Here is a 17,971-nt window from a genome sequence, read left to right as displayed (position 1 = left end):
CGGCAGCTCCTACACTGGATTGAGTTCCCTGTTAGGAGCTGCCGCAGGCTGCGATCTTTTTTGCTAGAATCCGCAACGCGCCGCTCAGCCGGCGCGTTTTTTTTGAATCCGGTTCACCCTTTGCGAGGGTAGCCACCTGGAGAAATACCCATGACACAACCGATTGTCGTGGCGGCACTGTATAAGTTCGTCACCCTCGAAGATTACGTTGACCTGCGCGAGCCACTGCTCAAAGCGATGGTCGACAACGGCATCAAAGGCACCCTGCTGATCGCTGAAGAAGGCATCAACGGCACCGTGTCCGGTAGCCGCGAAGGCATTGATGGCCTGCTCGCCTGGCTGAAGAACGACCCGCGCATGATCGACATCGACCACAAAGAGTCGTACTGCGACGAGCAGCCGTTCTATCGCACCAAGGTCAAGCTGAAGAAAGAGATCGTCACCCTCGGCGTCGAAGGCGTGGATCCGAACAAAAAGGTCGGCACCTATGTCGAGCCGCAGGACTGGAACGCGCTGATCAGCGACCCGCAAGTGCTGCTGATCGACACCCGCAACGACTACGAAGTGGCAATCGGCACCTTCGAAGGCGCCATCGATCCGAAAACCACCAGTTTTCGTGAATTCCCCGACTACATCAAAGAGCACTTCGACCCGGCCGTGCACAAGAAAGTCGCGATGTTCTGCACCGGCGGCATTCGCTGCGAAAAAGCCTCCAGCTACATGCTGGGCGAGGGTTTCGAAGAGGTTTACCACCTCAAGGGCGGTATCCTGAAGTACCTCGAAGAAGTGCCGCAGGAAGAAACCAAGTGGCAGGGCGACTGCTTCGTCTTCGACAACCGCGTGACCGTGCGTCACGACCTCAGCGAAGGCGACTACGATCAATGTCATGCCTGCCGCACACCGGTCAGTGTTGAAGATCGTGCCTCCGAACATTACGTGGCCGGTATCAGCTGCCCGCATTGCTGGGACAAGCTGAGCGAGAAAACCCGCCGCAGCGCCATCGATCGGCAGAAGCAGATCGAACTGGCCAAGGCGCGCAACATGCCGCACCCGATCGGCTACAACTATAAACAAGCATCCACCGAGGCCTGATCATGACTGCGCGCCTGCTCTATGTGATGGATCCGATGTGTTCCTGGTGCTGGGGGTTCGCTCCGGTCGCCAAGGCATTGGTCGAGCAGGCGCAGGCAGCGGGAGTGGAGCTGCATCTGGTGGTCGGCGGCTTGCGCACCGGCAACGGTGCGGCGCTGGAGCCGACCACGCGGCGCTACATCCTTGAGCATTGGCAGGCGGTCACTGAGGCCACCGGGCAGCCGTTCAAGTTCGACGGCGCCTTGCCCGACGGTTTTGTCTACGACACCGAGCCGGCCTGCCGCGCGATCGTTACCGCGCGCAGCCTGGCACCGGATTGCGCTTGGACGCTGGTCGGCCTGATCCAGCAGGCGTTTTACGCTGAAGGTCGCGATGTCACCCAGGCCAGTGTGCTGGTGGAGCTGGCTGAAAAGGCTGGCGTGCCGCGCATCGAATTTGCTGCCTTGTTTGATCATGCCGACCAACACAAAGCGACTCAGGCGGATTTCACTTGGGTGCAGGATCTGGGCATTGCCGGATTCCCGACCCTGCTCGCCGAGCGCAATGGCCAACTGGCCTTGCTGACCAACGGCTATCAACCGCTCAGTGAGCTGTCGCCATTGCTCGGCCGCTGGCTGGAGCGCGCAGCCTGTGCCTGACCGGGCCGATGACACGCCAGCCGTAAAGCGTGTCGACCGGCTGAGCTGGGCAGAAGTCCGGCGCCTGGCACTGCATCACAAAAAGTCCCTGTGGATCGCCAACGGCGTGGCCGTGCTGGCGACTTTGTGCAGCGTGCCGATTCCGTTGCTGTTGCCGTTGCTGGTGGACGAAGTCCTGCTCGGCCATGGCGATGCCGCGCTGAAAGTCATGAACCATGTGTTGCCGTCGATGTGGCAGCAGGCGGCGGGTTATATCGGCCTGATGCTGCTGGTCACCCTGACGCTGCGTTGCAGCGCCTTGTGTTTTTGGCGTGTTGCAGGCGCGGCTGTTTGCCCGGCTGGCGAAAGACATCGTCTACCGCATTCGCGTGCGCCTGATCGAGCGCCTGAAAAGGATTTCCCTCGGCGAATATGAAAGCCTCGGCAGCGGCACCGTGACCACGCATCTGGTCACCGATCTGGACACTCTCGACAAATTCGTCGGCGAAACCCTCAGCCGGTTTCTGGTGGCGATGCTGACCCTGGTTGGCACCGCCAGCATTCTGATGTGGATGCACTGGAAACTGGCGCTGCTGATCCTGCTGTTCAACCCGTTGGTGATCTACGCCACGGTGCAACTGGGCAAGCGGGTCAAACACCTGAAGAAACTGGAGAACGACAGCACCTCGCGTTTCACCCAGGCCTTGAGCGAAACCCTTGATGCGATCCAGGAAGTGCGCGCCGGCAACCGTCAGGGCTTCTTCCTCGGGCGACTCGGCTTGCGCGCGCAGGAAGTGCGTAACTATGCGGTCAATTCGCAGTGGAAAACCGATGCGTCGAACCGCGCCAGTGGTCTGCTGTTCCAGTTCGGCATCGACATCTTCCGCGCGGCAGCGATGCTCACGGTGCTGTTCTCCGACCTGTCGATCGGGCAGATGCTCGCGGTGTTCAGTTACCTGTGGTTCATGATCGGCCCGGTCGAGCAACTGCTCAATCTGCAATACGCCTACTACGCGGCGGGCGGCGCGTTGGCGCGGATCAACGAACTGCTGGCGCGGGCTGACGAACCGCAGTACCCGGGCGGCGTCGACCCGTTCAAGGGCCGTGAAACCGTGGGCATCGAGGTGCAGGGGCTGAGCTTCGGTTACGGCGATGAACTGGTGGTGGATCAGATGAACCTGTCCATTGCTCCCGGTGAAAAAGTCGCGATTGTCGGTGCCAGTGGCGGCGGCAAGAGCACGCTGGTGCAGTTGCTGCTCGGGTTGTACACGCCGTTGTCCGGCACCATTCGTTTCGGCGGTTCGACCCAGCAGGAAATCGGCCTGGAACTGATTCGCGAAAACGTCGCGGTGGTGCTGCAGCACCCGGCACTGTTCAACGACACCGTGCGCGCCAACCTGACCATGGGCCGCACCCGCAGCGACGAAGCCTGCTGGCAGGCACTGGAAATCGCCCAGCTGGAGGCGACCATCCGCGCCTTGCCGGATGGCCTGGACAGTATCGTTGGACGTTCCGGCGTACGCCTGTCCGGCGGTCAGCGCCAGCGTCTGGCAATTGCGCGGATGATCCTCGCCGAGCCGAAAGTGGTGATCCTCGACGAAGCCACCTCGGCCCTCGATGCCGCTACCGAATACAACCTGCATCAGGCCATGGCGCGCTTCCTCAGCGGCCGCACCACGCTGATCATTGCCCATCGCCTGTCGGCGGTGAAGCAGGCCGATCGCGTGCTGGTGTTCGATGGCGGGCAAGTGGCCGAGGATGGCGACCACCAGCAACTGATCGCCGATGGCGGCCTCTACGCCAAGCTCTACGGCCACTTGCAGCGTCTGTAATCAGCCCCACAGCACCTGCAACGCTGTCTCGCCGCCATCATGGCCGAACTGCTTCATCACCACCGAACAGGATTCGCACGGGCGCATGGTTGTCGCGATGTCGACCGAGCGGATCTCCTTCGGATCGGGGTATTTCTCGCGCAGCACGCTGATCAGTTTGCTTTCGCTGTCCAGCGAGGTCGGCCGGCTGGTCTGCGTTGGCTGATAGGTTTTCAGATCCTTGATGGTCAGCGGCACGGCCAGTAATTGCCCTTGCTCGGTCACCTCCAGCGAGGTGCGCGGGAAGGCCGGGTTGTAGTCGATATTGATGTAAGTGGTGTTGCCGATCCGTACATGATTGGCGCCCATGTGGCGAAACAGCGGCAGGCGCTGGGTGCTGCCCTGAGCGCCGGAGACACTGACGTAGACTTCCCGTTTACCGCTGGCCGTGGTGACTTCGGCGTAGGCGATGTTGCGGGCGTTGAGTGGCCGTTCACGCACGGGCAACAGGTTGTGCAGTTTCTGCATGGCACTGTCGATACGCAGTGCCGCGTTGTTGGCCGGGTTGATCGTCGGTGACAGGAACAACGTGTCGAAAATCTCTGCGGTTTTCTGCCGCAAGGCTTCCGGCGCTTCCTTGCTGCGCGCCCACGTGACGGCGCCTTCGGGCAGGCGGGTGACGATCATCCGGGTCGAGTGATCAAACATCAGCGCCTCGCCCGGACTGGTGTCGACTTTCAGCCATTTCAGATGGTTGGCCGGACTGGCCGTGGTGCCGATGGGAATCGCGATCTGCTCCATGGCCTGCATCGCGCGCTGCACCGATTCGAGGCCATGGATGCGCACGATGTTATTGGCGTGCAGCGAGCCGGTGTAGACGGTCAGCAGTTCCGCACCGAGGCTGCCGTCGACCAGTTCGGCGGGGGCCAGGCGTTTGAATGTCAGCTGCCCGACCGGGACTTCGCCGTTGGCGAAAGTGGCGAGGTAGTACTCATGGTTGTTGACCCGGAAAAATACATGGGTGGCCGAGTCGTCGATGGCCGGCAGCAGCACTGCGCCGACCTGATGTGAATCATTGATCCCGTCGTAGGTACCGCCGGTTTTTATCCGGGCATAAATACCTTTGCGAAACTGCAGCGTGGCTTGAATCTGCTGTCTTGGCATCAGCTTGCCCTGATTGAAGCCCAGGCGATGCAGGTCGCCGGTGAACAATCGCGGGCGGTTATCAATGATTTGATAAAGCCTGGCATCGACCGCCAGGAACGTTCCTTTTTGCCGGGGCAGGGCGGCGGGCTCCGAAATCCGCTCGCCAAACCACGGCGCGTAACCCTTTTCCCTGTCGATCGTGCCGAGGGCGGGGGTCGGGGCGGGTTCTGCGGTGATGTAGCTGACGCGGCAGTCGCTCGCGCCCGGTGCACGACGGACCCGGCATGGCAGCAGTGTCCAGTGCTGACTGTCATCGAGCAGATCGACCCGGCGCAGTTCATCGCCGTCGAGTCGATAGGGCACATCATCGATCAATACCGTGGTGCGTCCGCCAGCCTCGGGCATGAGTTCGATGCGCGTATCGGGCGCCAGCTCGATATCGACTTGATTATCGGTTTTTTTCACGACGCTGTAATGCGAACGCCCCAGCGAAAAATCGTGTTCGTGTGCGAGTAACTGAGGCCCGTAAGGGCGGTCGGACAGCGGATCGAGCAGGTGGTACCGGGAACCGCCGACGTTGCGTACCGGTACGTCGTCAATGCCCCTGACCACCGCCAATTGATCGGCAGGGTTCAGCGCTTTCCACCGACCGGCATCCAGCGCCTGGGGCAGGTTGCGTATCACGTCATAGTCAGCGCTTCTGCCGGCCAGTCTCTGCAGACGCGCCACGGCGCGGTGTTCCAGATGCGCCACGGCCCGCACGGCGCCGATCACGCCTCGGCCTCCGAGCTTGAGCAAGGCAGGCACAGCGTCCAGCGGATTGAGGTTTCTCAAGCTCGAAACCAGCAGGTTCTTCGACAATTGCGCCATGCGTGGCAATGCGACGCGAATCGCCATTCTTCCTGCCACGGCTGCAAGACGGATGCTGCCGGCGACAAACTTGCCCAAGGGAATCGCGAACGAGACGATATCGAGGAACAGGCCGAGTACGCCCAGCGCGCGTTTCTCCGGACTGTCCGATTGCAGGTCTTCGAGACTGCCCCAGAACGGAATAAAGCCCTTGAGGGCATGAATCCAGTGCGTTTTGCTGGTGTCTTGTTCGAAGCGGGTTTTTCCCCAGGCGTCGCTGCGCAGCGCCTGCTCGTCGACATAGAACAGCTGCGTCGCGATGAATGAAGCGATTTGCGCAGTGCGTGGCGAAGTAAAGCTCAGGTTCGGCGAACTGTCGTGATGGGCCGCCGGGATCACCGAAACCGGGAGCGGCTTGCCCAGTGGTTCGAGGATGGCGATGCACCTGGCGTCGGGGGCGGGGGACGAACCGTTCCAGTGTGCTTGTCGATCAAATGGCAGGCGGCGGGCGATGATGCGAGTGATGCGCTGGGCCTTGGTGCGTCCACGTTTAGGGGCAAGTGGTGGCATTAACAGACCGCCAATATGGGTACCGTCCAGATCTGCACGGTGGCGAATGATGCCGGCGCGCGGCAGGCATTCGTAGAAGCGGGACGGGCCCTGATACGTCACCTGCAGGACGAAACCCATGCGTGCCCGACGTGGCAGGATATTTTCCGCTGTTTCCAGGTGTGCCTCGATGTGCCGCGTCTGATCCCTGAGGCTGTGAATCCTCACTTCGCCGTGCTCCAGTGCCCGGCGTTCAGCCCACGGTAGCGTGACCAATAATGACTTGATCAAATATTCATAGGCTTTGCGGGTCTTGCTCAGATAGTCGTCGAACTGCCGGTCAAACTCTGTCTTGATCTCGGGCAGGGTGCAATTGCTCGGGAAGCGTGAAAGGCGTCGGCCCCGATATTCGGTGTCGACAAAACCACTTTGCAGCCTGCCTTGCGGATTCAGGCTGATCCATTCGCTGGCGTTGCGGCCATCGCTGCTGACGTACCAGCGCGTGTCGTTGTTCAGCCCGCCAGAGGCATAGACCTCCAGCAGCGGCCAGGTATGCAATGCCACATCTTCGGTATCGATAATGTTGCGTCGGGTACGGTTGCGCGCTGAGTGATGGTAGCGTTTGAGGCGAATCGTCGTGTGATCGTACAGATCGTTGGCCAGTGCCTTGTCCAGTTCTTGTTGTGCCAGAGTGAGCCTGCGTGGCGGCTCGGTGTCCAGTTGCAGGATCGCCGCGTTCAGTTGTTTCTCGTGGTCTTCCAGAGCGTGCAGCGGCGCCTGACCGTCGGAGGCTTCGCTCGCGACAGCCAACGCTCCGGTGGCTGCGGTCCAGGTACGTGCGGCAGCCGCTCGGGTCATGGCGATCAGGGTTTGCAGGTCGCTGCTGGCGTTTTGACTTTTGTGCAGCGGCAGATCCACCAGTTGCTGGAAGCTCAAATACTCCAGCAACCCTGGATCAAGGGCATGAGCGAGGTGCACGCCATGCACGAAATTGACCCAGACCACCGAGCTGGCGTAAGGCAAGTCGTCAGGGATGTCGCGCACTTGAAATTCCGGTCCGAATTGCGCCAGACAGACCCATCCCAGCAGGTGTTTTTCGATCGTCGTCGAGGTTCGGTCAGAATCCTCCAGATGCTGTAGAAAGTCCCGGCGAATGGTGGCGTAGCCGGCTCCGTAGTGAGCGCGTTGTTCGAGCGCAAAACCGGCCACTTCGGTCGAGCTGTGGTTGCCGGGCAGTTCGTACCACAGGCATAACGCTTCGAGCAGTAAACGCAGGCCGATATCGGGGACGGTCAGTTCATCGGGACGGGCACCGTACCATTGCAGCTTTTGCAGCAAGCGCAAGCCCAGGTCATGGGCCTGCGGGGTGTCGAGCAAGCGCTCCAGGCAGGTGGCGGGCTGCTGCTCCAGTTGCTGGAGGGTAAAAGGAGGCGTGACTTCGCTGGCCAGACTGTCGATGGCCGACAGGGATTTACCGATGAGCCAGGCGCCAATCACATCGTGAGCCGCGGCTTTGTCCTCGTCGCTCATCATTACCGTAAGCGTCGAGAGAGGTCGCAGACTCAGCCGGTGGCTGGCGCACTGTTCTTCGACTTTGCCGATCAGCCGGGTCAGTGCTGCGGCGTCCGGTGCATCCGCAAATGTGAACCCGGACTCACGCAGCAGTTGTGACAGCGGTAGCAGCCTGTCGGAACGCAGGTGTGCGCCTATACTCAGCAACGCTTGCTGAAACGCTTGAACGCTGCTGGAGGCGCGGCTGACGCTGTCGATGACATACCGGTCGATGCTGCCATCGCGACGGTTGAAGGAGAAGCTGCATTGATCAGCCGTGGCGTCGACTTGCAGCAGTGATTCTCTGGATGTCTGCAGGTACGCGGTCAATTGTGGTTCGCCGCTGTTTTCGAACAGCGTCTGCAGCATGTTTTGCGCCTGGTCTTGCGCTGCGCCCAGGCGTGAATGGGCCTGGGGCGCCAGGTAGTAGGACTCCAGTGGAGTCGAAGCGTCGAGGACCGCGCGCAGGGCAGTGATCATTGCGCGGTATTCGCTCTGTTGGGCAGTATGGCGTTGCAGCGCGGTTGAAAGTGACTGCATGGAAGATGGCTCTGGATGATTGAAAGCCGTCAGTGTCGAAGCATCGCGCACCTTGGGTGCGGTACATATGTATGGTCGGTTGCACGCTTCCTGGCTTGCCGGAAGGGGTAACGCCCCCTAGTCTGGCTTTAGCGGTCTCCCCTTGATGATGGCAGTACGTACGCAAAGGACCTCATGAAGCAAAAAAAGGACACTCGGAACGCCACGGTTGTTGGGCATCGTCTGGCCATTTATTGCCGTCGTGTTATTTCAGGCGTTATTGGGGGGCGTGAGTCTCTACGTCCTGTCGGCCGTGCGGGGCTACGTTGCCGGTGAAAGTCTCTGGTCCAAGGGCCAGAAGGACGCCATCTATTATTTGAACCTGTATGCCGACAGCCGTGACGAGGCGATCTTCCTCAAGTACAAGGACGCGATTGCGGTGCCTCAGGGCGGTCACCAGTTGCGTCTGGCGCTGGATCGTCAACCACCGGATCTGCAGGCGGCGCGGGAGGGGATTCTCAAGGGTGGCAACCATCCCGATGACGTTTCGAGCCTGATCTGGCTGTACCTCAATTTCCGTCATTTCAGTTATCTGGAAACAGCGATCGACCGCTGGACCATCGGCGATGCCTATCTGGTACAACTGGACAATGTCGCGCGCGAGATGCATCAGGCATCAGCGAGAATGTCGCGACGCCGGCTGACATCCAGCACTGGAAAGCGCAGATCTTTGCCATCAACGACGGTGTAACGCCGGCGGCCAAGGCTTTCAGCGATGCCTTGGGCGAGGGCTCGCGGATGATCCTGCGCCTGCTGCTGTTCACCAACCTGGCCACGGCGCTGGGGTTGATCATGCTGGCACTGTTGCGCACCCACAAACTGCTCAAGCAGCGCCATGCCTTTGCCCAGGCGCTGCAGCTGGAGAAGGACCGGGCGCACATCACCCTGCAATCGATTGGCGACGGGGTCATCACCACCGACGTCAACGGTGCGATCGATTACATGAATCCTGCGGCAGAAGCCATGACGCACTGGAAGTCCGAGCATGCGGCGGGGCTGCCTCTGGCCGCGCTGTTTAATCTGCTGGACGACAACGCGCAGGCAGAAGGACTGACGCTGATCGAGCATATCCTCAGCGGGCAACTGGTCGGCGGCAGCGAACATTCCAAACTGATTCAGCGCCTGGACGGCAGCACGGTTTCCGTGACGCTGGTGGGCGCACCGATCCGCAATGCCGAGAAAGTCAGTGGCACGGTGTTGGTGCTGCATGACATGACTCAGGAGCGGCAATACATCGCCAACCTGTCGTGGCAGGCGACCCACGATGCCTTGACCGGTCTGGCCAACCGCCGCGAATTCGAATATCGCCTGGAGCAAGCCCTGCACAACCTGACGCGCCAGCCCGGTCGGCATGCGCTGATGTTCCTTGATCTGGACCAGTTCAAACTGGTCAACGACACCTGCGGCCATGCCGCAGGCGATGAGTTGCTGCGGCACATCTGCGCGCTGTTGCAATCGGGCTTGCGCGAGAGCGACACCCTGGCACGGCTGGGCGGCGACGAGTTCGGCATCCTGCTGGAGAACTGCGCCCCGGACGCTGCCGAGAAAATTGCCGAGAGCTTGCGTCAGACTGTGCAGAACCTGCACTTCGTGTGGAAGGGCCGACCGTTTCTGACCACGGTGAGTATCGGTCTGGTGCACATCGCCCAGACCCCGACCACTCTGGAAGCCTCATTGCGCGCGGCTGACATGGCTTGCTACATGGCCAAGGAAAAGGGCCGTAACCGGGTGCAGGTTTATCACGCAGACGACTCCGAACTGTCTCTGCGCTTCGGCGAAATGGCCTGGGTGCAGCGCCTGCACATGGCTCTGGAAGAAGACCGCTTTTGCCTTTACGCCCAGGAAATCGCGCCACTGGGCCCCGCAGCTGATGGCGGCGGGCACATCGAGATACTCTTGCGTCTGCACGACGAGGCCGGACGAATGATCCTGCCGGACAGTTTCATTCCGGCGGCCGAACGTTATGGTCTGATGAGCCAACTGGACCGTTGGGTTGTAGAAAATGTTTTTAAAGTCATTGCCCAATGTATTGCCGAACAACATGAAGAACCTTTGGCAATGTGTGCGATTAATCTTTCAGGCATTACTATCGGAGATGACGCGTTTTTGCACTTTCTACGTGAACAGTTTGTTAACTACGCCATACCTCCTGAAATGATTTGTTTTGAAATTACCGAAACCAGTGCCATTGCCAATCTTGGGAGTGCAATTAGATTTATTAATGAACTCAAAGGCTTAGGATGTTACTTCTCGCTTGATGATTTTTGCGCCGGAATGTCTTCATTCGCTTATCTGAAACATTTGCCTGTAGACTTCCTGAAGATCGACGGAAGTTTCGTAAAGGATATGCTGGACGACCCGATTAACCGCGCAATGGTCGAAGTGATCAATCACATCGGGCATGTCATGGGTAAGCAGACAATTGCCGAGTTTGTAGAAACAACCCAGATCGAGCAGGCATTGCTTGAAATCGGGGTGGATTACGCTCAGGGTTACGTCATCGAACGCCCGCAGTTGTTTACCTGCGACAGTTTGCAAAGTCGGCCCGCCAGACCGCAGCCGTTGTTATTCAAGGCGCCTGGCACGTTCCGTTGAAATCTCTTGCCGATCCTTACAATCACAAATCAAAAGGAGCCGAACAGTGATCGACACATTCAACCGAACCGGACCACTCATGGAAGCTGCAAGTTATCCCGCCTGGGCGCAACAGCTCATTACGGATTGCAGCGAGAGCAAGCGCCGGGTTGTCGAACATGAACTGTACCAGCGCATGCGCGATAACAAGCTCAGCGCCAAGACCATGCGCCAGTACCTGATCGGGGGCTGGCCGGTCGTTGAACAGTTTGCGTTGTATATGGCGCAGAACCTGACCAAGACCAGGTTTGCCCGCCATCCTGGGGAGGACATGGCGCGCCGCTGGCTGATGCGGAACATCCGTGTTGAACTCAATCATGCCGATTACTGGCTGAACTGGAGCCGCGCGCACGGCGTCAGCCTTGAGGATCTTCAGGCTCAGCAAGTGCCGCCGGAACTGCATGCGCTGAGTCACTGGTGCTGGCATACGAGTTCGGCGGATTCGCTGATCGTCGCCATCGCCGCCACCAACTACGCCATCGAGGGCGCGACCGGGGAGTGGTCGGCGCTGGTGTGTTCCACTGGCGTGTACGCTGCGGCGTTCCCGGAAGAAGACCGCAAGCGCGCGATGAAATGGCTGAAGATGCATGCCCAATACGACGACGCCCATCCATGGGAAGCGCTGGAAATCATCTGCACGCTGGCGGGGATGAACCCGAGCCAGGCATTGCAGACCGAGCTGCGCCAGGCCGTGTGCAAGAGCTACGACTACATGTACCTGTTCCTTGAACGCTGCATGCAGCTGGAAACCACGGAGCGCGCGATCCACGGTCGTGAGCGTCTGGCGTTGGCAGAGAGCTGATTCAAGGTCTGAGGTGTAGCAAAAATGTGGGAGCGAGCCTGCTCGCGAAGACGGCGCCTTCAGTCAGCACGGTTTTGACTGATTCACCGCTTTCGCGAGCAGGCTCGCTCCCACACTGCTGTGTGCTGTCTGAGAGTATTCAGCCCGCCATCGTCAGGCGGTTACGTCCTTCGCGCTTGGCCACATACAGCGCACTGTCCGCCCGGCGCAGCAGACTGTCGGCCGATTCCCCCGGCAGAAGAGTCGAACAGCCAAGGCTCACGGTCAGGTCGATCAACTGGCCGTCGACGAAGTATTCCTCAGCCTGCGCGGCATGGCGCAAACGCTCGCCAACCATTTGCGCCGCTTCCCGGCCGGTGTTCGACAGCAGGATCAGAAACTCTTCCCCGCCATAGCGAAACACCATGTCGACGTTGCGCAACTGGCTCTTGATCGAGGCTGCCACCGCTTTGAGCACGTCATCGCCGGCGCTGTGGCCGTGGCTGTCGTTGACCCGTTTGAAGTGGTCGATGTCGAGCATCAGAACCGATAGTGGTTGCAGGTGCCGACGTGACATGTCGATCTCGCGCTGCAGGGTCTGCTCCATGGCGATCCGGTTGCCGGTTCCGGTCAGCGGGTCGCGCAGCGCACTTTGCGTCGCAGCGCGGTAGAGCAGGGCGTTGCGCATCGGGAACAACAGCGACGACAGCAACGATTCGAGGTTGCCCTGATCCTGCTCGCTGAAGCGCTGGTTGCGGCGAAACACCAGTTCGCCCAAGTGCTCGCCTTCGTGGCTGAGGCTATAGCTGACGGAATGGTGACCGCGCGCACCGAATTCCAGACGCAGGTCGCTGCCTGAATGCACGTAACTCAAGGCATCCAGCGGCACCAGGCGCTGAACTTCGCGAAAAAACAGACCGAGGATTCGTTGCGGCTCAAGACTGGTTTGCAGTTGCAGGCTCATTTGCTGGCGCAGTTGCGCGAGGCTGGCCGGGCGTTCCAGAAGCGGAGGCAGCTGACCAAAGCCCAGGCGTTGCAATTTGGCACTGTCAAAGTCAATTGCATTGGTCTGGGAAGGTGATTTCATATGGCGTGAGCCCCTAAGCAGTAAGTCTGTCTTACAGGCTGGGTGAGAGCGGCTATGGGCTGCGCGTCATACTGATCCATCAGTCCCGTAGGACATTTGGCGTAAGTTTAGTCTGCCGGATGACGATTAGTCAGCTATCGAAATCGCCCTTGCCCCAGTGCCTTCACACGGCGTGCTTTGAGGAGATTTAGAGCGAAAGTCGTGCCATTCGGTTCACGATAATTAAAAACGTTATGAATCAACGGGATGGCATTTTGCTTTGGGCGGGGGTGGCAGATATTTGACTGGAATGTGACGGCGAAAAGCGGCAAAGGTGTGCCGCGACGGTAATCCGCCACGGCAACAAAAGCGACGTATGGCACTTATTGCGCGTTGAATGCCTGGCCATTGATGCCCGTGCTGTCCGGGCCCATCAGGTACAGGTACACCGGCATGATCTCTTCCGGGGTCGGATTGTTCAGCGGGTTTTCCCCTGGATAGGCCTGTGCGCGCATGCTGGTACGCGTGCCGCCCGGGTTGATGCTGTTGGAACGCACGGGTGCTACGCCATCGACCTCGTCGGCCAGCGTCTGCATCAGGCCTTCGGTGGCAAACTTCGACACACCGTAGGCGCCCCAGTAGGCCCGGCCCTTGCGTCCGACGCTGCTGGAGGTGAACACCACCGAGGCATCCTGCGACAGCTTGAGCAGCGGCAGCAAGGTGCTGGTGAGCATGAACATGGCGTTGACGTTGACCTGCATGACGCGCATGAAGTTTTCGCCGGACAGTTGCTCGATCGGCGTACGCGGCCCAATGATCGAGGCGTTGTGCAGCAGGCCATCAAGATGGCCGAACTCGGTTTCGATCATCGCCGCCAGCTCATCGTATTGATGGGGCAGGGCGGTCTCGAGGTTGAACGGGATCACCGCCGGTTGTGGATGGCCGGCGGCTTCGATTTCGTCGTAGACTGCGTCAGATTGGCTTCGGTCTTGCCCAGCAACAGCACGGTAGCGCCATGGGCGGCGTAGGTCTTGGCAGCCGCGGCGCCGATACCGCGCCCGGCACCGGTGACCAGAATGACCCGGTCCTTGAGCAATTCGGGACGGGCGGTGTAATCAAACATAAAAACCTCACAATCCATTCATGAAGACCTGCTTCCCTGTGGTGAGGGGATTTATCCCCGACCGGCTGCGAAGCAGTCGTGAAACCTGTCTATCGAATCGACCTGAAAGTGCGCGGGCTGCTTCGCATCCCATCGGGGATAAATCCCCTCGCCACAACGGCCGTTTTCAGCAGCTGCACAGCGCGTTGTCGATGACCTTGCGCAGTTCCAGCGGATGATCCACCACCACATCCGCGCCCCAGTGCCGCGGGTTGTCGTCCGGGTGGATATAGCCATAGGTCACGGCGGCGGTTTTGGTGCCCGCATCGCGCCCCGATTCGATGTCGCGCAGATCATCGCCCACAAACAGCACGGTGGACGGATCCAGATCAAGCATCTTGCATGCGAGGATCAGCGGCTCCGGATCCGGCTTGCTGTTTTTCACGTGGTCCGGGCAGATCAACAGCGCCGAGCGCTCGGCCAGCCCCAGTTGCTGCATGATCGGCTCGGCAAACCGAACCGGTTTGTTGGTGACCACGCCCCAGATCAGGTTGCCCCGCTCAATGTCGGCCAGCAATTCGCCCATGCCGTCGAACAGCTTGCTGTGTACCGCGCAACCGGCCAGATAGCGTTCGAGGAACTCCTGACGCAGTTCTTCGAAGCCCGGCGATTCCGGGTCCATCGAGAACGTCACCGCGACCATGGCTTTGGCGCCGCCGGAAATTTCGTCGCGGATGTGCTTGTCGTTCATTGGCGGCAAGCCGCGATCCGCGCGCATCGCCTGACAGATGGCGATGAAATCCGGCGCGGTGTCGAGCAGGGTGCCGTCCATGTCGAAAAGGACTGCTCTGATGGCCATCGGTTTACTCCTCGCGCAGGGTCTGGATCATGTAGTTGACGTCAACGTCGCTGGCCAGCTTGTAGTGCTTGGTCAGCGGGTTGTAGGTCAGGCCGATGATGTCCTTGACGGTCAGGCCGGCGATGCGGCTCCAGGCGCCCAGCTCGGACGGGCGAATGAATTTCTTGAAGTCGTGGGTGCCGCGCGGCAGCAGCTTCATGATGTATTCGGCACCGACGATGGCGAACAGGTACGCCTTCGGGTTGCGGTTGATGGTCGAGAAAAACACTTGGCCGCCGGGCTTGACCATGCGGTAGCAGGCGCGAATCACCGACGACGGGTCCGGTACGTGTTCGAGCATTTCCAGGCAGGTTACGACGTCGAACTGCTCGGGCATTTCTTCGGCAAGGGCTTCAGCGGTGATCTGCCGGTACTCGACGTTGACCCCGGATTCCAATTGATGCAGTTGCGCGACCGCCAGCGGCGCTTCGCCCATGTCGATGCCCGTTACCGTGGCGCCGCGCTGGGCCATGGCTTCGCTGAGAATGCCGCCACCGCAGCCGACGTCGAGAACTTTCTTGCCGGCCAGATTGACCCGCTCGTCAATCCAGTTGACGCGCAGCGGATTGATGTCGTGCAGTGGTTTGAACTCGCTTTCACGGTCCCACCAGCGATGGGCCAGGGCTTCGAATTTGGCGATTTCGGCGTGGTCGACGTTGCTCATGATCTATTCCTCGAAAAACTTGAAAAAGGCTGTAGCCGCGAAGTCTGCTCCGCGGTGTTTACGATTCTGAGTGGCCGCTGATGCGCTGGCCCCAGGCCCGGGCGGTGGCGCCCAGCTGTTGTTCGTCCAGACGGGTCAGGCGCCGGTCGTCGAGTAACTGTTTGCCGGCGACCCACAGGTGTTTCACGCAGTCGCGGCCGGTGGCATAGATAAGCTGTGACACCGGGTCATAGACCGGTTGCTGGGCCAGGCCGGACAGGTCGAAGGCGACCATGTCCGCGGCCTTGCCGATCTCCAGCGAACCGACCTGCGCCTCAATACCCAGAGCCCGGGCGCCGTTGAGCGTGGCCATGCGCAGCGCGCGATGGGCGTCCAGCGCGGTGGCCGAGCCGGCGACGGCTTTGGCCAGCAGCGCGGCGGTACGGGTTTCGCCGAGCAGATCGAGGTCGTTGTTACTGGCGGCGCCATCGGTGCCGACGGCAACGTTCACGCCAGCCTGCCACAGACGCTCCACCGGGCAGAAACCGCTGGCCAGCTTCAGGTTCGATTCCGGGCAGTGGATCACGCTGGTGTTGCTTTCTACCAGCAATGCCAGATCGTCATCGCTGATCTGGGTCATGTGCACTGCCTGGAAGCGCGGGCCGAGCAGGCCGAGGCGCCCGAGACGGGCCAGTGGCCGCTCGCCGCGATGCTCCAGCGATTGCTGGACTTCAAAGGCGGTTTCGTGGACATGCATGTGGATCGATGCGTCCAGCTCTTCGGCGATCACGCGGATTTTTTCCAGGTTCTCGTCGCCCACGGTGTAGGGTGCATGAGGGCCGAAAGTGATCTTGATCCGTTCGTGATGCTTCAGATCGCCGAACAGCTCGACGCCCTGACGAATCGCCTCATCGGCGCTGCTGGCGCCGGGGATCGGGAAATCGAGGATCGGAATCGCGATCTGTGCGCGAATGCCGCTGTTGTGCACGCGCTCACTGGCAACTTTCGGGAAGAAGTACATGTCCGAGAAGCAACTGATGCCACCTTTGATCTGCTCGGCAATCGCCAAGTCAGTGCCATCACGGACGAAATCTTCATCGACCCATTTGGCTTCGGCCGGCCAGATGTGGTTTTCCAGCCAGGTCATCAGCGGCAGATCGTCGGCCAGGCCACGGAACAGGGTCATCGCCGCATGCCCGTGGGCGTTGATCAGGCCCGGGCTGAGCAGCACGTCCGGCAATTCGCGGACTTCAGTGGCGTTACACTTCAATGCTTCGGCGCGCGGGCCGATAAACACGATGCGACCGTCACGGATGCCCAGGCCGTGTTCCTTGAGCACAACGCCTGCAGGTTCGACGGGTACCAGCCAGGTCGGCAGCAATAATAAGTCGAGCGCAATGGCAGGTTTCGGCATCGAGGGTCGGTTCCAGTGCTTTTGTAAAGGATGGCGAAGTATACCCGAGCGTCTTCGCGGGGGGATCGCTATAATCGGCGGCTTTTGTTCATGAGTGCGGGGTGAGGGATGCGCGATCGACTGTTGGCTGCGGAGAAAGTAAAGGCCATCGATTGGCGAGATGGCGCGCTCCACCTGCTGGATCAGCGTATTTTGCCGTTTGAGGAAACCTGGATTGCCTACACCAGCGCTGGCGGTGTGTCTGAGGCGATTCGTTCGATGGTGGTGCGTGGCGCGCCGGCCATCGGCATCAGTGCGGCCTATGGCATTGTGCTTGCGGCCCGCGCACGGATCGCTGAGGGGGGGGACTGGTACGCGGCGCTGGAAGAGGATTTCGCCTTGCTCGCCGATTCCCGGCCGACGGCGGTCAATCTATTCTGGGCGCTGAACCGCATGCACGATCGCCTGGACCGGCTGAAAGAAAACGCCGATCCGCTGGCGGCACTGGAAGCTGAAGCCATCGCCATTCATGAAAGCGACCGCGAAGCCAACCTGACCATGGCTCAGCTCGGTGTCGATCTGATCCGCAAGCATCAGGGCAACGCCCAGGCGATTCTCACTCACTGTAATACCGGCGCTCTGGCCACCGGAGGTTTCGGTACCGCGCTGGGGGGTGATTCGCGCGGCCTATCTCGAAGGCATGGTAGAGCGCGTCTACGCCGATGAAACCCGCCCGTGGCTGCAGGGGTCGCGCCTGACCGCCTGGGAGCTGGCGAACGAAGGCATTCCGGTGACGCTCAATGCCGACTCCGCCGCCGCGCACATCATGAAAACCAAAGGCGTGACCTGGGTGATCGTCGGTGCTGACCGCATCACTGCCAATGGCGATGTGGCGAACAAGATCGGCACCTACCAACTGGCGGTCAACGCCATGCACCACGGCGTGCGCTTCATGGTGGTGGCGCCGAGTTCGACCATCGACATGCATCTGGCCAGTGGCGACGACATCCCGATCGAGGAGCGTGATGGCGCCGAGTTGCTGGAGGTCGGTGGCAAGCGCGTGGGGGCGGACGTCGAGGCGTTCAACCCGGTGTTCGATGTGACGCCGGCGGATCTGATCGACGCGATCGTCACTGAAAAGGGCATCGTCGAGCGGCCGGATACGGCGAAAATGGCTCAGTTGATGTGCCGCAAACGCCTGCATTGATGGGTCGCGGCGTCTGCAAGGACGCCATCGCTGGCAAGCCAGCTCCCACAGGT

General features: G+C 60.4%; 8 protein-coding genes and 4 pseudogenes. 6 read left to right on the top strand and 6 right to left on the bottom strand.

Annotated features, from left to right (window positions below):
• Positions 1-150 precede the first annotated feature (150 nt).
• The 3 genes and pseudogenes from HT737_RS06885 (at position 151) to HT737_RS06875 (ending at position 3,541) form a co-directional block, all read left to right on the top strand.
• On the top strand, positions 151-1,092 hold the full coding sequence (locus HT737_RS06885) for a rhodanese-related sulfurtransferase (RefSeq protein ID WP_041069334.1): 942 nt from the start codon (positions 151-153) through the stop codon (positions 1,090-1,092).
• A 35-nt stretch (positions 1,093-1,127) separates the two neighbouring features.
• The gene (locus HT737_RS06880) at positions 1,128-1,730 is read left to right on the top strand and encodes a DsbA family protein (RefSeq protein ID WP_182401963.1); all 603 of its coding nucleotides are present in this window, start codon (positions 1,128-1,130) and stop codon (positions 1,728-1,730) included.
• A pseudogene (locus HT737_RS06875) lies at positions 1,723-3,541 on the top strand (ABC transporter ATP-binding protein). Before HT737_RS06880 ends, HT737_RS06875 begins: the two are co-directional and overlap by 8 nt.
• On the opposite strand, the gene HT737_RS06870 reads toward HT737_RS06875, so the two are convergent.
• A complete protein-coding gene (locus tag HT737_RS06870) occupies positions 3,542-8,155 on the bottom strand; it encodes a deaminase domain-containing protein (RefSeq protein WP_182401961.1) in 4,614 nt (1,537 codons plus the stop codon).
• A gap of 208 nt (positions 8,156-8,363) precedes the next feature.
• On the opposite strand from HT737_RS06870, the pseudogene HT737_RS06865 reads away from it, so the two are divergent.
• A pseudogene (locus HT737_RS06865) lies at positions 8,364-10,789 on the top strand (EAL domain-containing protein).
• A 79-nt stretch (positions 10,790-10,868) separates the two neighbouring features.
• Complete coding sequence (locus HT737_RS06860) at positions 10,869-11,630, top strand: TenA family transcriptional regulator (protein WP_220459329.1); 762 nt, start codon at positions 10,869-10,871, stop codon at positions 11,628-11,630.
• 139 nt (positions 11,631-11,769) lie between these two features.
• Here the strand turns inward: HT737_RS06860 and HT737_RS06855 are convergent, their stop codons facing one another.
• The 5 genes and pseudogenes from HT737_RS06855 to HT737_RS06835 form a co-directional block, all read right to left on the bottom strand.
• Positions 11,770-12,696: a GGDEF domain-containing protein gene (locus HT737_RS06855; protein ID WP_182401959.1), complete on the bottom strand. Its 927-nt coding sequence runs from the start codon at positions 12,694-12,696 to the stop codon at positions 11,770-11,772.
• A gap of 362 nt (positions 12,697-13,058) precedes the next feature.
• Positions 13,059-13,798: pseudogene (locus tag HT737_RS06850) on the bottom strand (YciK family oxidoreductase).
• A 166-nt stretch (positions 13,799-13,964) separates the two neighbouring features.
• A complete protein-coding gene (mupP, locus tag HT737_RS06845; protein ID WP_047295560.1) occupies positions 13,965-14,636 on the bottom strand; it encodes an N-acetylmuramic acid 6-phosphate phosphatase MupP in 672 nt (223 codons plus the stop codon).
• 4 nt (positions 14,637-14,640) lie between these two features.
• On the bottom strand, positions 14,641-15,339 hold the full coding sequence (gene ubiG / locus HT737_RS06840) for a bifunctional 2-polyprenyl-6-hydroxyphenol methylase/3-demethylubiquinol 3-O-methyltransferase UbiG (RefSeq protein WP_145594197.1): 699 nt from the start codon (positions 15,337-15,339) through the stop codon (positions 14,641-14,643).
• Between the two features lie 58 nt (positions 15,340-15,397).
• Entirely contained in the window at positions 15,398-16,732 is a 1,335-nt protein-coding gene (locus tag HT737_RS06835) for a TRZ/ATZ family hydrolase (RefSeq protein WP_182401957.1), read from the bottom strand.
• 108 nt (positions 16,733-16,840) lie between these two features.
• On the opposite strand from HT737_RS06835, the pseudogene mtnA reads away from it, so the two are divergent.
• Positions 16,841-17,918 (top strand): annotated as a pseudogene (mtnA, locus tag HT737_RS06830) (S-methyl-5-thioribose-1-phosphate isomerase).
• Positions 17,919-17,971 lie beyond the last annotated feature (53 nt).

This window comes from Pseudomonas sp. MD195_PC81_125, from assembly GCF_014060985.1.
GTDB classification, from domain to species: Bacteria; Pseudomonadota; Gammaproteobacteria; order Pseudomonadales; family Pseudomonadaceae; genus Aquipseudomonas; species Aquipseudomonas parakoreensis.
The sequence above is the reverse complement of the archived record's forward strand: the minus strand, read 5'-3'. Positions and strand labels throughout refer to the sequence as shown.